Here is a 25,021-nt window from a genome sequence, read left to right on the forward strand (position 1 = left end):
GCCAAGCTGCCTGTTATTTATGTATAAAATAAAACCACCCTTCAGAGCCGATCAGGTAGGAAGCCTTTTACGGACAAAGGAAGTAAAAGAAAACCGCTTACGATGGAAGAGAGGCGAAATTCCTACGGAAGTACTCCGGGAGATAGAGGACAAAGCCATTGCAGAAACCGTCAAGAAAATGGAATCTATCGGAATAAAATCCATTACGGATGGAGAGTTCCGGAGAGATTATTTTCACCTGGACTTTCTAAAGGAACTGGCCGGTGTAACGGTTAGTGGTGAAATTGAAGCCAACCCCAATGCGAAGGCAGCCCAGGATGGATTTACGCCTCCCAAACTCAGTGTAACCGGCAAAATCAAGCATGTAAAAGATATCCAGGTAGCTGATTTTACTTACCTGAAGTCTATAACTACCCAAACACCCAAAGTATCTATCCCCTCTCCTACCATGATCCATTTCCGGGGTGGCCGCAAAGCCATAGATATTCATTCGTATCCGGATATGGATGAATTTTTCCATGACCTGAGCGAAAGTTATAAGCAGGAAATCGCTGCGCTGTACCGGGCAGGGTGCCGCTATCTGCAACTGGACGATACCAATCTGGCTTACCTTTGCGACCCAAAGATGCGGGCTGCTGCCAGGGAACGCGGAGAAGATCCCAATGAACTACCCAGAACCTATGCAGCTCTTATTAACTCAGTGATTGATAACCGGCCCGACGATTTAACAGTAGGCATCCATTTGTGCCGGGGAAATTACCGCAGTACCTGGTTTGCTGAAGGAGGCTACGAACCAGTGGCAGAGGTGCTGTTCAACCATATCAACGTAGATGCTTATTTTTTGGAATACGACGATGAACGGAGCGGCGACTTTGCTCCACTCCGGTTTGTTCCTAAAGATAAAGTGGTAGTGCTAGGTATTATTTCTTCCAAAGTACGGGAATTGGAAAACATAGATGATCTGCGTGAACGGATTGATGAAGCTGCCCGGTATTTGCCTTTAGAAAATATGTGTGTAAGTCCGCAATGCGGTTTCAGCAGTACCCACCACGGCAACGACCTAACACATGACGATCAGTGGCGGAAAATGGAGCTGGTCGTAAATACAGCCATCAAAGTATGGGGAGAAAGTTAACCACCCTGATTTGTGTTGTTTATACAGCTATTTATCCAATCCATTTTTTCCATAGACTACGTTACAATGAAAATTTTATTCACCTTCCTGGGGGCGTTCTTGCTGATAAGCAGTAGTCTTTATAGTCAATTGTCCAAACAATGGCTGGATGTAAACTATGCAGGCGATACGCTTACCGGCCACCGCCTGGATATTTACCTTCCAGAAAACGGCAAAGCACCGTATCCAATCATTGTTACTATAGCCGGGAGTGCCTGGTTTGGAAACAATACCAAGAAGCAAGCCTACCAGAAAATGGGAATACCCATGCTAAAAAACGGCTATGCCGTAGTAGCTATCAATCACCGATCCAGCCGGCAAGCCATTTTTCCAGCTCAGATCAATGATGTAAAAGCGGCCGTCCGATTTATCCGGGCCAATGCTTCCAACTACCAACTCGATACTACCTTTATTGGCATTACCGGAGATTCTTCTGGAGGACATTTATCCGCGATGATGGGTACCACCCGCGGAATAGAAGGACATACTATTGGCACCAAAAGTTTGTCCTTAGAAGGGAAAGTAGGCAGCTTCACCAAACATAGCAGCCGGATAGATGCTGTGGTAGACTGGTATGGCCCGAGCACCTTTCAGGTAATGGATTCCTGTGGCAGCAGCTTTTCACATGATGCCGCGGACTCACCAGAATCTACGCTTACAGGTGGGCCCATACAGCAAAACGATGACATGTGTGCCTTAGCTAATCCCATCACTTATATCGACCAGAATGATCCGCCATTCTTGCTGCTGCACGGAGACGCAGATAAAATTGTACCTCATTGCCAAAGCATTTTATTGCATAATGCCCTACAGGCAAAAGGAGTACAAAGCCGGTTGATTATTGTGCCCAACGCAGGCCATGGCGAAGGAATGTGGCTTGATCAATATACCAATGAAATGGTGGCTTTTTTCAATGCACAAAAGGCAAAGAAAAAGAAAGAAGCAGTAAAAGTAAAAGGTTAGAGAGCAGTACATCTATACAGTGCACCTTCAGAATTGATTAATCAAACTTTCCCAAGCATACATAGCAAACAATACTCTCCTTCATGGATATTAAAACCATACTAGATCACCGGAGTTTAAGCTGGCTGCAATATTCCACCATATTCATCTGCTTTTTGATGAATATGCTCGATGGCATGGATGTACTTATTATTTCCTATACGGCCCCCTCTATTGCTAAAGAATGGTCTGTAAGTTCGGAAGCCCTGGGAGTGGTGTTCAGTGCCGGATTGCTGGGAATGACTGTAGGCGCCGTATTTCTGGCACCCAAAACGGATGTTATCGGACGGAAGCCCATGATTTTACTAAGCGCCGCGTTGATGGGAGCCAGTATTTTTGCCACAGCTTATGCCCAATCAATTACGCAATTGATGTTATTCCGGTTTGTCAGCGGATTGGGCATTGGTTCGATGTTAGCCAGTACGCCTGCCTTGGCTTCTGAATATACCCCAAACAAAACCAAAGATTTCTGGGTCAGCCTGGTCATCAGTGGATACCCCATGGGTGCTTTTTTGTCTGGCTTGGTAGCAGCCGAAGTTATTCCAGTGTATGGCTGGCGCACGATGTATCAGCTTGCCGGTTTAGCAACGGCTTTCACTATTCCCTTGATATACTTCTTACTGGCCGAGTCTCTGGATTTTCTGTTCAAGACCCGCCCCAAAAATGCTTTGGAAAAATCAAATCACATACTTGGCAAAATGGGCCTGGAACCTCTCAGCCATTTGCCGGAAGTAAAACAACAGGCATCCAGAGCATCGGTAAAAGAACTGTTTACAGCCGATAGAAAAGGGGCTACTATTGGTTTATGGGTAGCATTTTTTATGTCCTTTGTTACCCTTTACTTTCTTACCAGCTGGATACCCAAACTGGCCGCGAACACAGGTTTGAGCCTGGAGCTGGCCATTTACGCCGGAACAGTTTTTAATATGGGTTCCTTCGCCGGCATTCTTACACAAGGATACTTATCCGGCAGATTCGGCCTGCGGAAAGTTATTGGCCTGTTCCTGATCGGTTCAGCCCTATTGATGATGACCTTTAGTGCATTTTCCGGGTCAGCATTTATTCTGGTGTTATTCGGATTTATTGGTTTTGCCATACAAGGCGGTTTTGTAGGGCTGTATTCCGTAGCCGCCCGAATTTACCCGACGGAAGTACGTACTACTGGCATCGGCTGGGGCATTGGTGCGGGAAGAATTGGTGCGTTAGTAGGACCTTTACTGGGAGGGGTACTCATCGGAATGGATATAAACATGACCATGAACTTTATCATTTTTGCCCTGCCGGCCATAGTTGCCGGCATAGCCACTTTTTTAATTAAATCAAGTGGAGTGAGTTAACAGATAAGCAGGGAAGCATGTTATGACAGCATCTACACAAGTAGCTATTATCGGAGCCGGACCGGCAGGCCTCACCTTAGCACTATTGCTGCACCGGGCAGGGATTGAGTGCACTATTCTGGAAAACAGGAGCCGTGCCTATGTAGAATCCCGAGTACGAGCCGGGTTGCTGGAGCAAAATACGGTTGACTTGTTTCATGAACTGGGTGTAGCGGACCGCCTGAACCGCGAAGGTTTAGTACATAAAGGAGTGTATTTCAGTTTTGATAGCGTACGTCAACGGATTCCGTTTGATGAATTGACAGGCGGCCGGTGCATTACCATTTATGGTCAGCAGGAGGTAGTAAAAGATTTAATTGCCGCCTGTCTTTCCAGAGGACTGGAAATAAAGTTTGAATCAGAAGCTACGCAGGTAGAAGGAATAGAAAGCCACTCGCCTGCTATTACCTATTTCCAGAATGGCTTACAACATACTCTTACCTCTACCTTTGTAGCTGGCTGCGATGGTTTTCATGGCATTTCAAGAAAAGTTTTACCCAAAAGCAGTTATACCACATTTGTAAAGGAATACCCTTTTAGCTGGCTGGGAATATTGGCACATGCCAAACCTTCCAGTGATGAATTAATCTACTCCTATACAGAAAGAGGCTTTGCCCTTCATAGCCTCCGGTCGGAATCAGTCAGCCGCTTGTATTTGCAGGTAGAAAACAATGATGCTGTCGACAACTGGCCAGATGAAAGGATATGGGAAGAACTTGCCAAGCGGTTACATACAGAGGGTTTTGTACTCAACACCGGCGAAATCTTTGAGAAAGGTATTACCCCCATGCGTAGCTTTATGATCGACAATATGCAGTTTGGCCGGCTCTACCTGGCGGGCGATGCGGCACATATTGTTCCACCTACCGGCGGTAAAGGCTTAAACTTGGCTGTAGCCGATATCCGCTGGCTGGCAGAGGCGTTTGTGGATTTTTTTCAACACAAAAAAGAGGAAAAGCTGAAAGCCTATTCAACCAATGCCTTGCGGAGAATATGGCGGGCACAGGATTTTAGCAATTTTATGACGTACCTTTTTCACAAACAAGCCGAGCAAGGGTCATTTGAATACCATTTGCAAAAAGCAAAGTTTGATTATATCCGCTTATCAAAGGCCTATGCCACTACAATTGCGGAAAATTATGTAGGACTAAAAGAGATTTAATCATGCAGTTTATAGATATAAACGGGCACATCATTCATTACCAATGGCAAAATACAGGAAAAGAACACACCTTTGTATTTATCAACTCCTTAGGTACCGATTACCGGATATGGACTGCCGTGGCTGAAGCTTTACAAGAGTATGGAAATATTCTACTCTTCGATAAACGGGGGCATGGCTTATCTGATGTAGTGCCAGATACAAATGGATTAGCTGATTTTGCCAATGATGTACAGACTTTGATTGAAGAATTAAAAATTAAAAAGTGCATTATCGTTGGACTTTCCGTTGGCGGAATGATTGCCCAGGTACTGGCTAGTAGGATACCAGAAAAAATAGAAAAACTGGTCTTATGTGATACCCGGCACAAAATCGGGAATGCGCCTATATGGAATGACCGCATTAAAGCGGTGGAAAAAGAAGGTTTATCCAGAATTTCAGATGGCGTAATGCAACGGTGGTTTTCAGAAAGCTTCCGCAAGGAAAATAAAATTCAGGTGACCGGCTACAAAAATATGCTGGAGCGGACAACGACTTTGGGCTATATCAAAACTTGTGAAGCCATCCGGGATGCAGACCTGACAGAGCTAGCAAGCCAGATAAAAATCCCTACCTTATGCATCGTAGGATCAGAAGATAAATCAACCACTGTCAACGAAGTCAGAAATCTGTCGGAGCTAATCAAGGATAGCCGTTTTGAAATCATTCAAGGTTCCGGGCATATACCTTGTGTGGATAATCCGCAAGCATTGGTTAAGTTGATATATAGTTTTATTGATAGACCCAGTAAGTAACGGTTATCACGTATGTGTGGCTGGCGGTGCAGCAACAGCGCGGTCTATTTTTGCCTATGCGTGAGCCGGAGGTATGTGGGATTAGCTTATCCGGGAGTAAAATAGGCTCTGTTGGTGCTGACCTTTTGTTTTGTTACTTTTATTTTGGGCAAGCAAAATAAAAGTAAAAAGATAAGGTCTGCTACTTGAATACATAGCCAAGCCAAATGAATCTATTTCAATTGAAAGAATACATATGAATAATGATTTATACGAAAAAGGCATGCAAACTCGCCGGGCAGTGTTAGGCGATACCCATGTTGACAAAGCCGAAGCAAACAAGACGGACTTTGATAAAGATTTCCAGGAATATATTACGAACAATGCCTGGGGAGCTGTTTGGAGCCGTCCGGGTCTTACCAAGCGGGAACGAAGCCTGATCACCATTGCGTTAATGGCTGCAATGAAACATGAAGGAGAACTGGAATTACACCTGAATGCTTCTAAAAATACCGGTGCCTCTATAGAAGATATTAAAGAAGTATTGCTGCATACGGCAGTCTATGCTGGGGTTCCGGCTGTCAATCATGCCATGAAAATTGCCAAAAAAGTATTTTTTGAAACGGATAATACCAATACGAATGACACAAAATAAACGGGATTGGGAAGTACAGCCACCTTATCTGTATCCGGCCTATAAATCTACCGGATTGCGGGCACCTACTAAACCCTTGGTTCCGCTGAAACATACACTCAGTGAACTCACTGGGCCTGTCTTTGGCCACGATGTCATCCGGCCCTATGACAATGACCTTACCCTGAATGCCCGTAAAAATGGAGAACCCTTAGGAGAACGGATTATTGTGGCAGGCAAGGTAATGGATGAACAAGGAAGACCCATATCTAATACACTCGTAGAAATCTGGCAGGCCAATGCAGCCGGTAGATATATTCACAAAGTGGATCAGCACAATGCTCCGTTAGACCCTAACTTTTTGGGTGCGGGCCGTTGTTTAACAGATAGGGATGGAAATTATAAGTTTTACACCATTAAACCGGGAGCCTATCCCTGGGGAAACCATCCGAAAGCCTGGCGGCCCAATCATATTCACTTTTCGCTGTTTGGCAACCAGATTGCATCCCGGCTTGTTACCCAGATGTATTTTCCCGGCGATCCCTTATTCGACTATGATCCAGTGTTTCAAGGCGTACCAGAAAAGTACCGGCACCTGCTGATCTCCAAATTTAATCTTGACATTACTGAACAAGATTTCGCTTTAGGTTATCAGTTCGATATAGTATTGAGAGGCAATTCTGAAACCCCGTTTGAAAGCAAATGAGCACACATACCTATCTCCAGACTCCTTCACAAACCGTAGGCCCCTATTTTGCCTATGGGCTCACAGCTGAGCAATACCTGTACGATTATTCGAGCATAAGCAATGGCAATTTGATTGTTAATGAGCAAGTAAAAGGCGAGCGGATTACTATTTCTGGCCAAGTATGGGATGGAGTAGGAAAGCTGATACCGGATGCGATGATTGAAATCTGGCAGGCCAATTCGGAAGGTAAGTATTTGAAAGACCGTAGTCTTTTTCATGGCTTTGGCCGCTTAGGTACTGGTACTCATCCTCAAAATACAGTTGAGTTTCAAACCATTAAACCAGGTTCCGTAAATGGACAAGCACCTCATATCAATGTAATTGTTTTTATGCGCGGCCTACTCGTCCATGCCTATACCCGGCTGTATTTTTCTGATGAAGCAGAAGCCAATGCGACTGATCCGGTATTGAAAAGTATAGATCCTTCTAGGCAGCAAACATTAATTGCCAATAAATCCAGGAGAGCTGATGGATGCACCGCTTATGAATTCAATATTTACATGCAGGGAGAGAAGGAAACCGTATTTTTTGATGTGTAGCCTATGAGTATGTATGCAGCCTATTTATCGGATGAAGAAATGGAAAGAGCCTGTTCTGAAGAGCAGTTCATCCGGCACATGCTCACGTTCGAAATGGCTCTGGCAAATGCAGAAGCCAAGGTAGGCATCATTCCCCATTCGGCTGCACAGGCAATCCAGGCAAAGCTTTCTCAAATTACCATCAATCCCTCTGACCTTGCGGAAGGAACGTTAAAAAACGGCATTCCTACCATTCCTTTTTTATCCAACCTAAAAGAACAACTGCCAGCAGCGGCAAAGGATTTTCTGCACCTGGGAGCCACCTCTCAGGATGTACTCGATACAGCACAGGTCCTAATGATCAAGGAAGCCGTTTCTATTCTGGAAGGACACATTAGGAAGTTACTCTACAACCTCTTAACCTTGGTTGAGAGAGATGGCCAAATACCGTGTATTGCCCGTACCAGATGGCAACAAGCAACTCCCATTCCTTTTGGGTTAAAAGTAGTGAACTGGGCTATGCCATTCGTACGGGACTTAGAAAGATTGCAGGAGATGAAAAAACGATTACTGGTAGTTCAACTGGGTGGGGCAAGCGGTTCACTGGCAGCTTTGGAGCACAAAGGATATCAGGTACTGGAAGCCTTAGCCAACGAATTGCACCTGGGTGTTTCTTTGCCATGGCACACCCAGCGGGATTCTTTTACTGAATTCACCAACTGGTTAACGTTGGTAAGTGCAACGCTTGGAAAAATGGGCGAAGATGTATTGCTGATGGCACAAACAGAAGTAGGCGAAGTAATTGAAAATGCACAAGGAGGCGGAAAAAGCAGTGCCATGCCTCATAAAAACAATCCGGTGCTTAGTGAGGCTCTCGTTGGCCTGTCTAAAGCAACTACTAATCTATCGGCTCTTCAAATGCAGAGTATGTTACAGGCAGGAGAAAGAGATGGTACTTCCTGGATGCTGGAATGGAGAAATATTCCGCAAATGCTAATCAACACAGCTACCGCTTTGAAGCATGCGATCACGGTGAGTACTCATATGCAGATAAACAAAGAACGGATGCTGGAAAACATCAATCTTACGAACGGACTGGTGTATGCGGAACAAGCGGTTTCCTTCCTCTCCAGGCAACTACCCAAATCCGAAGCTTCCAGTCTGGTAAATAAGGCAATTGAGCTGGTGAATAAGGATAAAAGTCTGCCGGATGCACTGACAGAAGTAGCAACAGATAGAAAGATGAACTGGCAAGAACTCCTGCAACCAGAGGCTTGTTTTGGTTCTTCCAGGGAGATGATGGCAACTGCCATAAACCGGATAAAAGAAGTTTTACCTACATAAAAAAGCAATTAACGAATGGAAGCCTATATAGTAGATGGCATACGTACCCCTGTGGGTAGTTTTGGAGGAAGCTTGTCTCCGGTACGTGCCGATGATCTGGCATCCATGGTAATCAACTGTTTGATGGAAAGAAACAGCTCGGTACCTGGGGAAGCCATTGATGATGTAATTCTGGGATGTGTGAACCAGTCTGGGGAAGATAACCGGAACGTAGCCCGCATGGCGTTGCTTTTAGCAGGATTGCCTTATACCGTACCAGGTGAAACCGTAAATCGCTTGTGCTCCTCTGGTATGTCGGCCATTGTACAGGCCGGTAGAGCCATCAAAGTCGGTGATGCCGACCTGCTGATTGCCGGAGGCGTAGAGCATATGACCCGCGGCCCGTATGTAGTATCCAAATCCAGTAAACCCTTTGGCAACGATAGCCAGATGTATGATAGCAGTTTTGGCTGGCGGTTTATTAATCCCCAAATGGAAAAAATGTATGGCGTAGATGCCATGGGCGTAACCGCTGAAAACCTGGCAGAACTATATAAGATTAGCCGGGAAGATCAGGATACATTTGCGTATCAATCTCAGATGAAAGCCAGTGCAGCTCAAAAGAATGGACGGTTAAAGCAGGAGATCATGGCGGTAGAAATACCTGCTAAAAAGGGAGAGATTACTGTTTTTGACTATGACGAATTTGTAAAACCGGCTACTACTCTGGAAGTATTGGCCAAGTTAAAACCTGCTTTCAAAAAAGAAGGAGGAACCGTAACGGCCGGAAATGCTTCAGGTTTGAATGACGGCGCAGCTGCCATTTTAATTGCCTCAGAAGTTGCCTTAAAGCAATATAATTTAAAGCCACTAGCAAGAATTGTGAGTTCGGCTGTGGTAGGTGTAGAACCCAGAATTATGGGCATTGGGCCAGTAGAAGCCAGTAAAAAAGCCTTACAGCGTGCGAATCTGAAGATGGATAACCTGGATATTATTGAACTCAATGAAGCATTTGCCGCTCAAAGTCTGGCCTGCATTCGTGCACTTGGTTTGAAAGGTGAAGATCCACGCATTAATCCGAATGGAGGGGCTATTGCTATCGGCCACCCACTAGGCATGAGTGGAGCCAGAATTACGTATAGTGCCGCATTGGAATTGAAAAAGCAAAATAAAAAATATGCCCTGGCTACTATGTGTGTAGGCGTTGGACAAGGCTATGCTATAATTTTAGAAAGAGTGTAAAACAGTAGCTTTTTAAATATCGAATTTTGAACAAGGAATGTAGAAACAAGAAATTTATCCTTCTCTGTCCGATATTCCTTGTTCATCTGTCAAACATTCGCTCTCAACGCTAAAGAGCCTGGATAATTCAATTAACTAATTAACTCTGAGTATTTAAACAAATACATGAAAACTGTTCCTATTATCAGTGTTGAGCAAGCAGCGGCCCTAGTGAAAGATGGCGACACCCTATTTGGCGGTGGCTTCGGTATGACAGGTAACCCGGTTCACCTGCTACATGCCCTGGCAAAAACGGCCACTAAAAACCTCACCTTTATTGGCAATAACGTGGGAGAGCCTAACCTGGGCGGTGGGAAACTTTTGCTCAACGGACAAATCCGGAAGATGATAGGTTCCTTTTTTACCAGCAATCCGGATGCTGTAAAAGCAGCTCAAAGTGGACAGGTAGCATATGAATTATTACCACAAGGCACCCTGGCAGAAGCGATCCGGGCTGGCGGGTCTGGTATCGGAGGTTTTTATACACCTACATCTGTAGGAACCGTCATTGCGGAAGGCAAAGAAACAAAAATAATTGATGGAAAAGAGTTTGTTTTTGAAAAAGGCTTACGGGCCAATGTAGCCTTTATCCGTGCCTGGAAAGCCGACACCGCTGGCAACCTGCAATACCGCATGACCGAGCAAAACTTCAATAAAGCCATGGCTACCGCGGCCGATCTGGTAATAGCCGAAGTAGAGCATATTGTACCAGTCGGTGAAATAGCTCCGGAGCATATTCATACCCAGGCTTGTTACGTAGATTACCTGGTAGAGGCACATACTACCTTAGAAGACCTGGGCACTTCCGCATCGGTTAAGTCAAGCAAGAAGAAAGTGGATGAGGTGCGGATGAATATGGCTAGAAGAGCTTTTAAAGAACTAAAAAAAGGTGATCTGGTTAATCTGGGAATTGGTATCCCAACCTTGGTAGCTGATCTTATCGGGCCTTCAGATGGCATCATCTTACACACAGAAAACGGGATGCTGGGGGTTGGTCCAGAACCAGCGGGAGATGGCAGTGCCATGGATTATCCGGTAAATGCAGGTAAAGTGCCGGTAACGGCTCTCAAAGGCAGCAGTTATTTTGATAGTACCGATTCTTTCTCTATGATCCGGGGAAAGCATGTGGATGTAGCCATTATGGGCGGCCTGGAAGTAGATGAACAGGCTAACCTAGCCAACTGGGCTGTACCAGGAAAACCACTCCTGGGAGTTGGTGGTGCCATGGACCTGGCCTCTGGTGCCAAAAAGCTCATCATTACCATGACCCATACCAATCCGGATGGCAGCAGTAAAATTGTACCTGCCTGTAAACTTCCCCTCACTGCCATCAAAGCTGTGAATTTAGTGATTACCGATCTGGCAGTGTTTAATTATGAAAATGAGCAATTAACGCTTATAGAACTAATGCCAGGCGCCACCTTAGAAGAGGTAAAAGCAAAAACAGAAGCTAGTTTTAGAGTAAACCTTTGAGGTCCCTACAGAGGATTTGCTGATTAGTAAAAGTTAAATCAGGATATAAAGTCCTTTGCTGCCATCAATAATGCCTTTTGAAAACTATCTATACTGATTGCTTCGCTGAACCACGTATTACAGGTAGCCCTTTTGTTTAAGATGTTTTGCCCATCGTTCGTAGCCTGCCTGGTTCAAGTGCAGTCCATCATAGGTGTATCTGGCATCGAGGCGTTTTTGTGAATCCAGGAACAAGGAAAAAATGTCAATAAATTGGGCTTTGGTTTCAGCCGCTACCTTTTTTATAAGCTGATTAGCTTTCAATACATGCTCCTGCTTGTCGTAATGCTGCGGAAAATTTTTCACATCCGGGTTCAGGGGCAACAGGCTTTGTACATAGATCTTCGTAGCGGGGCTCTTTTTCTGTACAGCCTGTATAATTTTGCGGTAGTTATCGGCAATTACGTCATCCGGAATATCCATCCCTATATCGTTAATGCCTATCAGAATAAATAGTTTTGCAGGTTGCCGCTTGGTGATATCATCCAGCCGCCGTAACACGCCAAAAGTTATATCCCCACTAATTCCCCGGTTAATAATCGTAGTATCTCCAGTTAGCTGCGCCCACTTCCCTCCTTCCGTAATGCTGTTGCCCAGAAAAATAATTCTGCCAGTTTTCACTGGTTCTTTCTCAAACAAAGCCACCCGCTTCTCATAATGGGCAGGCATATTGGGAATGGTATCGTATAAGCGCTGGTTAGTTACGGCTAGCTGTGCGTTTAACATAAACGGCGATAAGAACAAACAGAAAAAAAGAATGGGTACAACTTTTTTATTCATAATACTTTTACGGCTAATCAAGCTACTTCTATCAGTGGATTTTGTTAAACAAGGTATTCCGTTTCTAACTTCTGTATTGTGCTTCTGCTAAAACACGCTGGCATCGGTTAACAATTTCTATACACATCCGGGCACTGGGGTGAGGACTTTTCCAGAAACTAATTTTGTCTTCTGTCTCTATAACTGTATATGTATTATCCACCCCCCATAGCCACTCGCCTTTCTCTTTATCCAGGAGATATTTTTTGGCAAACTGCCAGGCATCCCAGGAGTTATCCAGAAAATGCTCTTCTTCGGTGAGCTGATAGGCATTCATAAATCCCACCATGGCTTCTGCACTCACCCACCATACGCGGTGTGTATCGGAAAGCCCGGTTTCTTCATCGTAGGTATGATACAAGCTGCCATCCGGCTGAATAGCTTTGGCTGTAATACGGGCCATGGCTACGGCTGTAGCTTTTGTTTTTTCAATGAGTTCTTCGTTACCTAATACTTCAGCGGCTTGTTGCAATACCCAGGACGTTTCAATATCATGGCCATGCGATACCAGGCGGGTAGTAGCTGTCCAGTCAGCGGTAAAAAATAACTGCATGTGGCCAGTATGGGTGTCAACAATATGGTGCAGAAACGTTTCCAGTAGAGCTTCCAGCTGTTGGGCTACTTGTTTATCTGGCCATATGCGGTAAAGATTAGCGTAAGCCTCCAGCATAGGCAAATGGGTGTTCAGGGTTTTAGGATCGTTGCGGTCTTTCTCACTGAGCCGCAGATCTTCCAAGAGCTCTCCCTCCCGGCTGAGGGCATCAAAGTAGCCCCCAAACGCCGGATCAAAGCTGTATTTTTCTAGCCAGTAAAAAAGAACCTGGCAGGTTTGCAAAGCCTCTGGTTTGGCGGTAGCCCGGTAATATTCACTTAATCCGTATATGGCAAAGGCTAAGGCATAACTCTGCTTGCGGGTGTGTAAGGGTTTGCCTTTTGTATCCACAGCCCAGTAAATGCCTCCATATTCCGTGTCATAGAAACGCTTCAGCAGATACGTATAGGCCCGGTGAGCTATTTCCAGGTATGCCGGATTATTTGTATGCCGGAAAGCAGCCGAAAAAGTCCATAAAATCCTGGCATGTAACACACTTCCCTTGGGTGCCTTTTTATCTATTGAAAGATGCCTGTCCATTTTTCCGACGAACCCTCCGTTCTTTTCATCCAGGGCATGTTTCATCCAGAAATCCAACATACGGACTAATTCTTCCTGTGCCTCTGCCTTATATATTTGTAGCTTACTGGTAGTTGCCGATTGAATCATTCTGTAAACTATCTAAAAAATTAGTTTTATCTAGGAATATCTTAAAAATAGGTATTCTTTCACTCTATGTTGTGTATAGATTTTGATTTCGCCCCAACCATTAGTAAGCAGGCAGAACTTGAGTCTAGTCTTCTTTGGGTGTTTAAGAAAGACTGCTAAAAATACTGTAGCCTATTTTATAGGGAGTACTTATAGGTAGGCAACACATCTGGGAAAGGCTACCTGAAAGATGTATAGGTACACACCGATTATTTATTACAGATATTTATAAAAATTTCTTATATAAAGAAAAATTAGTACTTAATTTGGATTTAATTCATTTAGGGCTAAATTGTATGTTGATTTTCTTAGATAACAGAGCTTAGTAAAATTACTAGAAGAGCTTACAGAACAGGATATATAAGAAGCGTTTGCCGGGCCTACTAAGAACCAGAATTTTCATTTCCAATACTTCACCAGCTACTGTTAACAGATCCAGGCGTAATCAGGCGGATCTGATTTTTAGAAACAATAAAATTAAGAGAGCTATACCCTCTTCTTGTACATACATGTACTTCTCTAACGATAGAGACGGGCAACGGATGTTTCCAATAAATTAATTGCTAACCTTAATTCAACGTAAATTTTGTATGACACTGAAGCATTCTTTACCACCGTAAACGTTTTAGGCACTCATTGAAGCTTTCAACAGATCAACTTAAACAGTAATAACACAAATTATGAAAAGATGTTTATACAATTTTAGTTTTTTAACCCTCCTTTTACTTTGCTGCAGCCAGCTTGCCTGGGCCCAGCAAACGATTACAGGTAAAGTAGTAGATAATACGCAACAGGCATTACCTGGCGTAAACGTAATTATTAAAGGAGGCCTGAAAGGTACAGCCACTGGAGCCAATGGCGAATATTCTATCAGCGCCAATAGCGGCGATGTGTTAGTATTCAGCTATTTAGGTTTTGCTAACCAGGAAATTACGGTGGGCAATCAAAGTACTATTAACGTAACCTTGCAGGCAGAAGACCGGCAATTGACTGAAGTAGTAGTAACGGCACTGGGTGTAGAACGTGAAAAGAAAGCATTAGGCTATACCGTTGCCGAAGTGGCAGGCGCTAACCTGACGCAGGCCCGCGAAAACAACCTGGCCAATGCCCTGGCAGGTAGAGTAGCCGGGGTTAACGTAAGCAGTGTAGCTTCCGGACCGGCAGGTTCCTCCCGGGTTGTTATCCGGGGAAACAAATCGCTTCAGGGAAACAATCAGCCACTCTATGTAATTGATGGTATCCCGATGGATAACTCTAACTTCGGCCAGGCAGGGGTATGGGGTGGTGCCGACCGGGGCGATGGGATGGCTAGTATCAACCCAGATGATATTGAGTCTATCACGGTATTGAAAGGTGCCAGTGCCGCCGCACTGTATGGTGCCAGAGCTGCCAACGGCGTAATTAATATTACTACTAAAAAAGGTTCTGCCAGAAAAGGAATTGGTGTAGAATTTAATTCCAACTACGTATTTGAACGGATTAATGACCAGACCGACCTGCAAAAAGAATTTGGCAGTGGTAATTATCAACGGTCAAATCCTAACGATCCCACATCCCCTTTCACAGCCGTAAGGCCAACTACTATTCAACAAGCCTACGATTGGGGTGGCGATTCCTGGGGCCCCCGGTACGATGGTGCACCGGTTATGCATTTTGATGGAGTAAGCAGACCCTATTCTCATACTGGTGATAATTGGGACCGTTTCTATGAAACTGGCAGCACCTGGACTAATACACTTGCCTTAACTGGTGGAGGTGAAAATCAGACGTTCCGTTTTGCGGTGTCCGATCTGAGAAGCAAAGCCGTTGTGCCCAACTCTGGTTTCGACCGGTTCAACGTATCGTTAGCTACCAATGGTAAATTTGGCAATAGAGTATTATTTAATGCGAAAGTATTGTACTCCCACGAAAAAGCAGATAACCGCCCTTCCCTGTCCGACTCTCCTAACAATGCTTTCCAGTCTATCTACCGCATGCCTGGGAACCACAATGTACTGGATTATAAAGGTGATCCTAATAAGCTGGGTGGCATCCCTGCCGGAACAGACCCTAACCTGCTCAGAATATGGGGAAAATCCGTAGGGGAAGAATTTCAGCAGGCAAACAATAACTGGCTGCAAAATCCTTACTGGGCAGCGTATCAGTATTCTGTAGATGATGAGCGGGACCGGGTTATTCCTTCGGCCCAGTTACGGTATAATGTTACGGATTTCTTATACGTTTCTGCCAGAGCCGGTATGGACTGGTTTACCAGAAGAGATCAAACCATAACTCCTCAGGGAACCGGACACACCCGTGGCGGCTCAATGAATGAAGGCGAAGACAGAGTCCGGGAAATTAACCTGGAAGCAACCGCCGGGTTTGATAAAACTTTCGGCAAGTTTGGTGTAAACGCCTTTATTGGTGCCAACCGGATGCGCCGGAAAAGTGAGCGGCTTAACCTGAACGGAAATGCATTCAATGTTCCGTTTGAGCAGTTCATCAACAACACAGTAACCCGTACCTGGGATTTTGGAACCAACCAGTCTGGTATTAACTCCTTATTTGGCTCTGCTGAAGTGAGCTATGGCGGCTTTATCTATTTAACAGCAACTGCCAGAAAAGACTGGTTCTCCGTACTCAATCCGGATATCAACGATATTACTTATCCTTCCATTGGGGGTAGCTTTGTATTTACAGAGGCGTTTAATGCCTTGCCAACCTGGTTGAGTTTTGGCAAGATAAGAGCCAGCTGGGCACAGGTAGGTAGTGTTTCTGTGCAACCTTATCAAACAGTAAATACCTATTCCCTTTTGGGTGCTACACACCTGGGTGTTCCCATGGGTTCTTTCTCCACAGCCACAGGCAACGGCGGAACGATTCCTAACCGCAACTTGCTTCCCTATACCTCTACAGAATTTGAGATTGGTACAGACCTCCGCTTCCTGGAAGACAGATTAGGTGTGGAATTTACCTACTATAGCCAGAAAACAACCGATGACATCCTGAACGCTACTATTTCCAGAGCTTCCGGATTTGGATCTACCCTGGTAAACGTAGGTGAATTAACCAATAAAGGGGTAGAAGTTTTATTATCTGCTACACCACTGAGAGGTGCCTTAACCTGGGATGTATCATTAAACCTAGCCAGAAACCGGAACAAGGTAATCCAGTTGATCGAAGGAAATGACGAACTGATTGTTGAAGAACCTCGTACCAGAACAGTGTTCGTGAAACACATTGTAGGTCAGCCTTTTGGTGTGCTCACCGGGTTTGTGCAAAAAACTTCTCCAGATGGTCAACCTGTGTTTGAGGCCAACGGTGCGCCGGTTCAAGCAGAAAAAATGCAGGTAATTGGAAATGGTTTACCAGACTGGACAGGCGGTATCAATAATTCATTCAATTATAAAAATTTCCACTTCGATTTCTTAATTGACTTTAAATTGGGGGGTGATATCTATTCTGGTACCAATGTACGTCTGACTCAGTGGGGGTTGCATAAACAAACATTACAGGGACGCGAAGGCTATGATGCCATTACTGTAAATGGCGTTATTCAGAATGGAACCGATGGCAGCGGTAATCCGGTGTATGAACCGTTTACCAAAACCCTTACCCCACAGGAGGCCCGCAACTACTGGAACCAGACAGGTGAAAGAAGACAAGATATGTTTGTGTACGATGCTTCTTTCCTGAAACTGCGCCAGCTTACATTCGGATATACCTTCCCAAATACGATGCTAAACAAAACTCCGTTCTCTAACTTACGCTTATCCTTTGTAGGACGTAACTTATCCATCTTGTGGAAAAACACGGACAACATCGATCCGGAATCAAGTTATTCCAGCGGCAACGGTCAGGGCTTAGATTATTTTGCTATGCCCCGTACCCGTAGTTACGGCTTTAACTTAAGTGTAGGATTTTAATTAATTAAGTTGAACCAATGAAACGCTACAAGCAACGTTTATTTGTCGCCGTAGATTTTAGCAGGTTCTTTACATCAAATTATTAGACTGATGAAATATATAAATAAACTTTTTCTATGCGCCTTGGTCATAGCCATGCCAATGGCCAGTTGCGATACGGATGAACTGCATGATTTGAATTTAAATCCACAAGCAGTAAATCAGATCGATTTAAATTATCTTTTCTCAGCCGCTGAACTGGGAATAGCCTCTAATGGCTCTTCCGGCGACAACCGCTACATTGACTGGCGGACGAACATCGGTATGGCTGCTTATGCGATACAGCATCTGGCACAGGCCACTGGTGGTATAGCCCCTGGTGATAAGTACCAGGAAAATTTCGAGACTTCGGCGGCTCCTTTTGAATTTACCTACAATGACCAGTTAAAGAATATCTCTGAAATTATGAGGCAGACTGGCCCTGGTGGCTATGCAGAAGGGAAACATGTAAATATGCGGAATGCCGCCAGAATTTTGCGGGCATTCAGTTTTCACCGGTTGACCGATTTTTATGGAGCTGTTCCTTATTCGGAAGCAAACAAAGGGATGGAGCAGATTTTCTTCCCGAAATACGATAAGCAATCTGCTATTTATGCCGACTTGTTGAAGGAACTGGATGAAGCTTCTGCTGCCCTGAGTGCTTCCAACCCAGATGAAGGATTTACCAAGGCTGACTTTATTTACGGAGGCGATATTGCTAAATGGAAAAAATGGGGTTATTCCCTTATGTTGCGGCTAGCTATGCGGGTATCTAACGTAGACCAGAACATGGCTGCCCAATACGTAACCAAGGCTGCGGCAGGCGGTGTATTTACCAGCAACGCTGACAATGTATGGGTTAAAATGGCTGTTGGTCCTAGCGAATGGATTAACCAGAACGGAATTTCCCGCGCATTCAACCCTGGCGACGGCGGACAGCCTTCCTATTTAAGTAAGACATTGGTAGATTTTCTAAAAGGAAATGATCCTGCCATAGCCGCCGATGACGATCCGCGGTTAATGATCATCAGCGGAGGTATTGGTAACTGGACAGCTACCGAATGGACTCCAACTACCACCGATCCCCTTGCCCAAAGAGGTATGCCGAATGGAATGGACCAGGGTATGTTGGATGCAGCCGAAGGAAAACAAGTAGATCAGGCGCAGACTTTTTCCAGAATAAACCCTCTGATGCTACAGGATGATGATCCATATATGATTATGCATCATGCAGAAGTAGAGTTTTTATTAGCTGAAGCGCTGGAAAGAGGAATTGGCACTGGCATTTCTGGTACTGCCGCAGAGCATTACAATGCCGGTGTAAAATCTGCTATGCAAATGTATACCCCTTTTGATGCATCCCTTACCGTTTCTGATGCGCAGGTAGCCACCTATCTGGCCACCTATCCTTATGGGGCAACACCTAACAAAACAAGCTTGCAGATGATATACGAGCAGTTATGGGTAAGTAAATTCTTTAACTGGTGGGAAGCCTGGTCCGACTGGAGAAGAACTGGGTATCCGCAGCTAACCCCTACCAACTACCCTGGTAATATCACCAATGGCACCATTCCTGTCAGACTGAAGTACCCAACTACTGAAGCAGCAGGTAATCAGAATTATTCAACAGGTGCTACCTTGCCAGACACCTATACTACTAAAGTTTGGTGGGACGGTGGAACGGAGTAATGTACCGTCAACTATTGAAAACAAAAAATCCTTGGAGCAATTCAAGGATTTTTTGTTTTCAATAATTTTATACAAACATAGGTAGCTATGATCTACTATCTACGTTTACCTATGATCGGACTTTTTTACCTAAAACAAAGGAAAGTTTTGAACAAAAAAGGAATAGACTGAAAAACGCTATATACTTTCATGTATTTCCTCTTTACAGGCAATCAATTTTGCAACAATAGCAAGGCTATGTTCTATAGTTGGTCGTAGTCCCATATTCATTTTTGCATGCTCATCCAGCTTACAGGCAATTATTTTAACTGATTCATTTTTAGAGGCTGTTTAAACTTTTTAAACTATCAATTGAGTTTGTCCTAAAGCAGATAATTTTGACCGTACCTTCTTACTTTTTTGTCATTGCCACAAAAAAGTAACAAAAAAAGTCTAGGAAAAACAATGCTTCTGCGCTACAGGCTTACGCACACCCCGCTGTTTTTCCGGGCCAACGCACTTTTTTATAACTGTTCTTACTTAAAAGTTTAAATATGTTCTTAGTAAGAAGTGCAAAGACAGAAGGAATATAGCTATTGTATTCATCGTCGGGTCCATTATACTTATTTATACCAATTGGGTCCCATTCTTCCCAAAGTATACGGCCAATCTCATCCCAAAGCTTCTTATGGTTCCCTTTCAGTTTCATAAGGACTTCTCTTTTTTTTTACTGATTTCAAACCTACCGCTGCACAAGTTGCTGTTGAGCTAGAGGAAAAACACCATTCCCTTCAGAACCCATATAGCCTCCCCAAACAGGTGCTTTTCTCACCTTCACTGGCGTATCTATCCGCTTCACGCGCATGCCCAGAAAAGACAGCAGATCTGAGTGGCTGAAATACTGGCAATGCACAATGTCCAGGTAGCCATTATCATCCAGATCACCAATCCAGGGCGTAGAAAATATATTCTTGAAACCCTTGGTCTGGTCTATGGTGTTCACGGTTTGCTTGGTAAAATCTATTGCCAGGAGTTTATTTTCAATAGTGAAAGACGATTGATCGGTTAATTTCCGGCCACAATCATATTCGTTGATACTGATAATAGCTTCATCCCGGCCATCGTTGTTCAGGTCATATACCACCGGAGAGGAAAATCCGGAGCAGCCCAGGTTGTTCTGATAGGCAATTTGCCCGTTTTTACCATCCAAAAGTATTTGTAAGGTACCGGTATTTTCTGGCCACACCCCTTTACTGACAAAGGTGAAAAAGTCAGGCACCTCATCGTTGGTAAAATAGCCCACTGCAAAACTGTTACTCGACTCAGTACCTGGAATGGTTTTCTGCCACAAGGCTGTTTGCTCCCGGCCGTCTATCGCAAAAACTGAACTGCCATGCGAAATAGCCACAACATCATATACGCCATCCCCGGAAATATCTGCTACTACTGGCGGGGCTATAAACCCATGTCCTTTTTCAGAGGCAATTACTTTGGCGGAGGCTAATTTTTTCTCCATCAGATCAGAGAGCCTGGCCATATAGAGGTTACCTGAGATGGTTTCGCCACCAGTTCCAAAAAGAATGATATACTCCTGGCTGCCTGGCTGCGCAAAACACACCGGCGACATATACGATTCTTTTCCATCTGGCATGGTATCGGCAGCCAGTACCTGGCCGGTTTTGGAATCAAAAACCATGAGTACACCTGGAAAACGGTTTAGCTCAGAACCGGGCTCTGCTTTAGCATTGCCGCCATTAAGTGTCAACAACTCTGGTAAGCCATCTTTATTCTGGTCGGGCACCAGGGCCAGGTTGTAAAAGTTATATTTGGCATATTTCAAAATAGGGTCATTCTCAAACTGGTATTTGTATTCCCACAGGATTTCGCCGGTTTTTCCATTCAAAGCTTTTAAGTTTGGCGACCTTCCCCCAATAAAAATATCTGGTATATTATCTCCGGAAATATCATAAAAAGTAGGCGTTCCATACACCTGATCGGGCGCACGTTGCTGCCACAATAACTCCCCGGTTTTCCCATTCATGGCAATTATCCCCTGGCTGCTTTCCTGAAACTCATTTTTACCGGCCCCCATCACAATGTCTTGTACACCATCTTCATTTAAATCTATAGCCCTGGGTGAGGATTGAGAGCCAATAATAAAAAAGTTTTTGTCCCACACCAGTTCGCTTTTTTTGCGGGTACAAGTAGTCAGAACAAATAGAACCAGTAAACAGATAAAAGATAGTTTATACACACGTATGGTCATTTTTTTGTAAATGGCATGGCCGCAGCTTAAAGAAATTAATTCAAACAGCTTCTTAGTAAGTCAGCCTGGATGGTTGCTGTTAACACTCCTCCAATGAATCTATAAGCTTAGCTAATATCTCCTTATTATCCAACTTCTTATCCATCAAAATATTCTACTTTTTACAGGTAGCCATACTACCAGCAGAAGCTTGATTTACAGGGTACTTGGCAAGCGGTTCATTTTGCATTTCCATCGGATTATTGTAATTTTAACTATGCATTTCCCTACGTATTTTTTATGTGTAGCTTTCTGGGTAAGTTGTGTCTTGTATTGCCATTCCTCAGCCGCACAGTTTACGCTGCTAAGCTCCAAGCAAACCGGTATTACCTTTAACAATCAGTTAACCGAAACAGAAACACAAAATGTGCTGCAATACGAGTACTTCTACAATGGCGGTGGTGTAGCCGTTGGTGACATAAATAATGATGGCTTGCCCGACCTCTATTTTACCGGCAATATGGTGCCCGACCGGCTATACCTGAACCAGGGAAATTTGCAGTTTAAAGATATTACCCAAAACTCCGGCATTAGCTTTGGAACCGGCTGGAAAACCGGAGTTACGCTGGTAGATATTAACACCGATGGCTGGCTGGATATCTACGTCTGCTATTCAGGAAACGGAGAACCCTACTATCGCCGCAACAAACTGTATATCAACAATAAGAATCTTACTTTTACTGAACAAGCGGCTCAGTATGGATTAGATCTGCCGACCCATAGTACACAAGCCGCTTTCTTTGATTACGATAAAGATGGCGACCTGGATTGCTACCTGATGAACCACAATATTAAGGACTTTAAGCGCTTTGATGCGGCTGCAGTAAAAGCCATGCGCGACGAATTTGCCGGCGACAGGCTCCTGCGCAACGAGGGTGGTAAGTTTACAGACGTAAGTGCCCAGGCTGGGATTAAAGGCAATCCGATAGGTTTTGGTTTGGGAATAGCTATTAGTGATATCAATGCCGATGGATGGCCGGATATCTATATCTCCAACGATTATATTGAGCAGGATTACCTGTATATCAACAATGGGAATGGCACTTTCTCTGATAAGTTAACGGAGTCTGTTGGGCACCTGAGTTATTTCTCTATGGGCAATGAAATAGCGGATATTAATAACGATGGATTTCCTGACATTTTTACCCTGGACATGCTGCCTGAAGATAACCGGCGCCAGAAGTTATTGTATGGACCAGAAAACTATGAGGTATACCAGAATATGGTAAAAAATGGGTTTCATCACCAGATTATGCGCAACATGCTGCAACTTAATAATGGCAATGGTACCTTCAGCGAAATAGGCCAGCTGGCAGGAATATCTAATACGGACTGGAGCTGGGCACCTTTAATAGCTGATTTCGATAACGATGGATGGAAAGACTTGTTTATCACCAACGGCTACCTGCGCGACTATACAAACATGGACTTTATGAAGTTTTATGCCGATAAAGAGCTGAAAGCAGCGCAAGGAAGTCCAACTGCTATGATGGACATTGTCCGGGAAATGCCATCCTCACAGACACAGAATTATTTTTTCCGGAACAATGGCCGCCTGCAATTCGAAAACAAAGGGAAGCAATGGGGCTTCGACCAGACGTTTCTCTCTAATGGCGCTGTATGTGCCGACCTGGATACAGACGGCGATCTGGAGATTATTACCAATAATGTTAATGCAGAAGCTGCCATTTACCGCAATGATGCCATGGCTAGGGAAAGCAACTATCTGCAAGTACAGCTGGGAAATAACTTTTCAGCCGCTACTTATGGAGCTAAAGTATGGGTGCACACGAAAGAGACCAGGCAATACCAGGAGTATTATCCATCGCGTGGTTTTCAATCGTGTATGAATACGCCGCTGCATTTTGGCTTAGGAAAAGCAACTGTGGTAGATACCCTGAAAATTGAATGGCCAAACGGTAAGTATGAACTCCTTTGCAATATACCTGCCGGGCAGAAACTGGTAGTGGAGCCCGGAAAAGCAAATAAACCTTCCTCCCCGGCAAAATCAACTACCCATTTATTTACGGCTGTTACCAAAGATACTGTTCCTTTTCTGCACCAGGAAGATGACTATAATGATTTCAAACGCCAGTTATTGATTCCCACTATGCTCTCTTATCAAGGCCCGCACCTGGCCCAGACAGATGTAAATAAAGATGGCTTACCAGACTTGTATATCGGCGGAGCCAAAGGGCAGGCAGGGGCTTTGTTACTGGGACAGAAAAACGGTTCCTGGCAAACTTCTCCGCAACCTGCTTTCCAGAGCGATTTGTTGCAGGAAGACACCGGGGCTTTGTTCTTTGATGCGGATAAAGACGGTGATATGGATTTGTATGTGGTGAGTGGTGGGTATGCCTACCTGGAACAAGATGTACTCTTGCAGGACAGATTATATCTTAACAATGGCAAAGGGAAATTTACCCGTGCCCAAGAAAACCTGCCAATAGACCGCAGCAGCGATGGATGCGCCAAAGCCATTGACATAGATAAAGATGGCGACTTAGACTTATTCGTTGGTGGCCGGGTAATTCCAGGACGTTATCCGGAGCCTGCCAGCAGCCGTATTCTCCTGAACGATGGCAAGGGAAAATTTACCGATGGCACGTCTCAACTAGCCCCCTTTCTGGAAAAATTTGGCTTAGTCACCGATGCTGTGGTACTCGATGCAAACAAAGATGGATGGGATGATCTGGTAGTAGCCGGTGAGTGGATGCCTATCACTGTTTTGCTTAATCACCAAGGAAAACTGCAAAACAATCAACCAGCTAATCAGTCTGTTGGTAAATCATATGGATGGTGGAATAAGCTGGTAGCAGAAGATCTGGATAAGGATGGAGACCTGGATATTGTCGCTGGCAACGCCGGATGGAACTGCCAGATGAAACCTACCGAAAAAGAACCAGTTACGGTAGTCTACAGCGACTTTGACCAGAATGAAGCCATCGATCCTTTCGTATGTTATTATATCGGAGAAAAATCGTACCCGTTAGTAAACCGGGATGAAGCCTTAAACCAAGTGTTTGCCCTCCGCAGGAAATTTACTACCTATGCCTCCTATGCCGATGCCACTTTACAGGAAATGTTTACCCCGGAGCAACTGAAAAATGCCAGTACGTTACAGGCAACTACATTTAGCTCTGTTGTGCTAGAAAACAAGGGGGACGGCACGTTTAGTCCGCACGAACTTCCGGTAGAAGCACAGTTTGCTCCGGTCTATGGCATTGCCCTGTTAGATATAGATAAAGATGGGCTGAAAGATCTTATTTTAGGAGGAAATCAAACCTATACCAGAATTAAGCTGGCCCGGATGGATGCTACCTATGGAATGGTGTTCCGCAATGAAGGCAACTGTAGATTCGCTTACATACCTCAGTGGAAAAGTGGCCTGGCTGTCAAAGGCGATGTACGGGATATTACCGTAGTAAAAAACGGACCTCAGACATTTTTGCTATTTGGCAGAAATAATCAATCAATTAGTAGTTATTTAGTAAATCCATAAG

The 25,021-nt window shown here is 44.4% G+C and carries 18 protein-coding genes; 14 read left to right on the plus strand and 4 right to left on the minus strand.

Annotated elements, in window-relative coordinates:
- Window positions 1-19: 19 nt before the first annotated feature.
- The 11 genes from Q0590_RS02310 (at window position 20) to Q0590_RS02360 (ending at window position 11,464) form a co-directional block, all read left to right on the plus strand.
- Entirely contained in the window at window positions 20-1,135 is a 1,116-nt protein-coding gene (locus tag Q0590_RS02310; protein ID WP_302035858.1) for a 5-methyltetrahydropteroyltriglutamate--homocysteine S-methyltransferase, read from the plus strand.
- A 66-nt stretch (window positions 1,136-1,201) separates the two neighbouring features.
- Window positions 1,202-2,137 carry an alpha/beta hydrolase gene (locus Q0590_RS02315; protein WP_302035859.1) on the plus strand — a complete coding sequence of 312 codons (936 nt, stop codon included), beginning with the start codon at window positions 1,202-1,204 and terminating at the stop codon, window positions 2,135-2,137.
- Window positions 2,138-2,220: 83 nt separating this feature from the next.
- On the plus strand, window positions 2,221-3,513 hold the full coding sequence (locus Q0590_RS02320; protein ID WP_302035860.1) for an MFS transporter: 1,293 nt from the start codon (window positions 2,221-2,223) through the stop codon (window positions 3,511-3,513).
- A 22-nt stretch (window positions 3,514-3,535) separates the two neighbouring features.
- Entirely contained in the window at window positions 3,536-4,714 is a 1,179-nt protein-coding gene (locus Q0590_RS02325) for a 4-hydroxybenzoate 3-monooxygenase (RefSeq protein ID WP_302035861.1), read from the plus strand.
- Window positions 4,715-4,716: 2 nt separating this feature from the next.
- Window positions 4,717-5,508, plus strand: coding sequence for a 3-oxoadipate enol-lactonase (gene pcaD / locus Q0590_RS02330; protein ID WP_302035862.1), 792 nt, complete (start codon window positions 4,717-4,719; stop codon window positions 5,506-5,508).
- Between the two features lie 235 nt (window positions 5,509-5,743).
- On the plus strand, window positions 5,744-6,142 hold the full coding sequence (gene pcaC / locus Q0590_RS02335; RefSeq protein ID WP_302035863.1) for a 4-carboxymuconolactone decarboxylase: 399 nt from the start codon (window positions 5,744-5,746) through the stop codon (window positions 6,140-6,142).
- Window positions 6,129-6,827: a protocatechuate 3,4-dioxygenase subunit beta gene (pcaH, locus tag Q0590_RS02340; RefSeq protein ID WP_302035864.1), complete on the plus strand. Its 699-nt coding sequence runs from the start codon at window positions 6,129-6,131 to the stop codon at window positions 6,825-6,827. The genes pcaC and pcaH overlap by 14 nt, the downstream gene beginning before the upstream one ends.
- A complete protein-coding gene (gene pcaG, locus Q0590_RS02345) occupies window positions 6,824-7,408 on the plus strand; it encodes a protocatechuate 3,4-dioxygenase subunit alpha (RefSeq protein ID WP_302035865.1) in 585 nt (194 codons plus the stop codon). Before pcaH ends, pcaG begins: the two co-directional genes overlap by 4 nt.
- 3 nt (window positions 7,409-7,411) lie before the next feature.
- Window positions 7,412-8,731 (plus strand): class-II fumarase/aspartase family protein, encoded by a 1,320-nt coding sequence (locus tag Q0590_RS02350; protein ID WP_302035866.1) that lies wholly within the window; start codon window positions 7,412-7,414, stop codon window positions 8,729-8,731.
- Between the two features lie 15 nt (window positions 8,732-8,746).
- The gene (pcaF, locus tag Q0590_RS02355; RefSeq protein WP_302035867.1) at window positions 8,747-9,952 is read left to right on the plus strand and encodes a 3-oxoadipyl-CoA thiolase; all 1,206 of its coding nucleotides are present in this window, start codon (window positions 8,747-8,749) and stop codon (window positions 9,950-9,952) included.
- Window positions 9,953-10,117: 165 nt separating this feature from the next.
- The gene (locus tag Q0590_RS02360; protein ID WP_302035868.1) at window positions 10,118-11,464 is read left to right on the plus strand and encodes a 3-oxoacid CoA-transferase; all 1,347 of its coding nucleotides are present in this window, start codon (window positions 10,118-10,120) and stop codon (window positions 11,462-11,464) included.
- A 117-nt stretch (window positions 11,465-11,581) separates the two neighbouring features.
- Here Q0590_RS02360 and Q0590_RS02365 read toward each other — a convergent pair whose 3' ends face one another.
- Both Q0590_RS02365 and Q0590_RS02370 read right to left on the minus strand, forming a co-directional pair.
- Window positions 11,582-12,283, minus strand: coding sequence for a GDSL-type esterase/lipase family protein (locus Q0590_RS02365; protein WP_302035869.1), 702 nt, complete (start codon window positions 12,281-12,283; stop codon window positions 11,582-11,584).
- A 64-nt stretch (window positions 12,284-12,347) separates the two neighbouring features.
- On the minus strand, window positions 12,348-13,583 hold the full coding sequence (locus Q0590_RS02370; protein ID WP_302035870.1) for an AGE family epimerase/isomerase: 1,236 nt from the start codon (window positions 13,581-13,583) through the stop codon (window positions 12,348-12,350).
- A 719-nt stretch (window positions 13,584-14,302) separates the two neighbouring features.
- Here Q0590_RS02370 and Q0590_RS02375 point away from each other — a divergent pair.
- Together Q0590_RS02375 and Q0590_RS02380 are read left to right on the plus strand one after the other, a co-directional pair.
- Window positions 14,303-17,527, plus strand: coding sequence for a SusC/RagA family TonB-linked outer membrane protein (locus Q0590_RS02375; protein WP_302035871.1), 3,225 nt, complete (start codon window positions 14,303-14,305; stop codon window positions 17,525-17,527).
- A 90-nt stretch (window positions 17,528-17,617) separates the two neighbouring features.
- Entirely contained in the window at window positions 17,618-19,234 is a 1,617-nt protein-coding gene (locus Q0590_RS02380; protein ID WP_302035872.1) for a SusD/RagB family nutrient-binding outer membrane lipoprotein, read from the plus strand.
- Window positions 19,235-19,697: 463 nt separating this feature from the next.
- On the opposite strand, the gene Q0590_RS02385 is transcribed toward Q0590_RS02380, so the two are convergent.
- Together Q0590_RS02385 and Q0590_RS02390 are read right to left on the minus strand one after the other, a co-directional pair.
- On the minus strand, window positions 19,698-19,922 hold the full coding sequence (locus Q0590_RS02385; RefSeq protein WP_302035873.1) for a hypothetical protein: 225 nt from the start codon (window positions 19,920-19,922) through the stop codon (window positions 19,698-19,700).
- A gap of 33 nt (window positions 19,923-19,955) precedes the next feature.
- Window positions 19,956-21,479, minus strand: a complete 1,524-nt coding sequence (locus Q0590_RS02390) for an outer membrane protein assembly factor BamB family protein (RefSeq protein ID WP_302035874.1) — start codon at window positions 21,477-21,479, stop codon at window positions 19,956-19,958.
- A gap of 256 nt (window positions 21,480-21,735) precedes the next feature.
- Here Q0590_RS02390 and Q0590_RS02395 point away from each other — a divergent pair, with 256 nt between their 5' ends.
- Window positions 21,736-25,020, plus strand: a complete 3,285-nt coding sequence (locus tag Q0590_RS02395) for a VCBS repeat-containing protein (RefSeq protein WP_302035875.1) — start codon at window positions 21,736-21,738, stop codon at window positions 25,018-25,020.
- Window position 25,021: the final 1 nt, after the last annotated feature.

The sequence above is a fragment of the Rhodocytophaga aerolata genome (assembly GCF_030503435.1).
Classification (GTDB): domain Bacteria; phylum Bacteroidota; class Bacteroidia; order Cytophagales; family 172606-1; genus Rhodocytophaga; species Rhodocytophaga aerolata.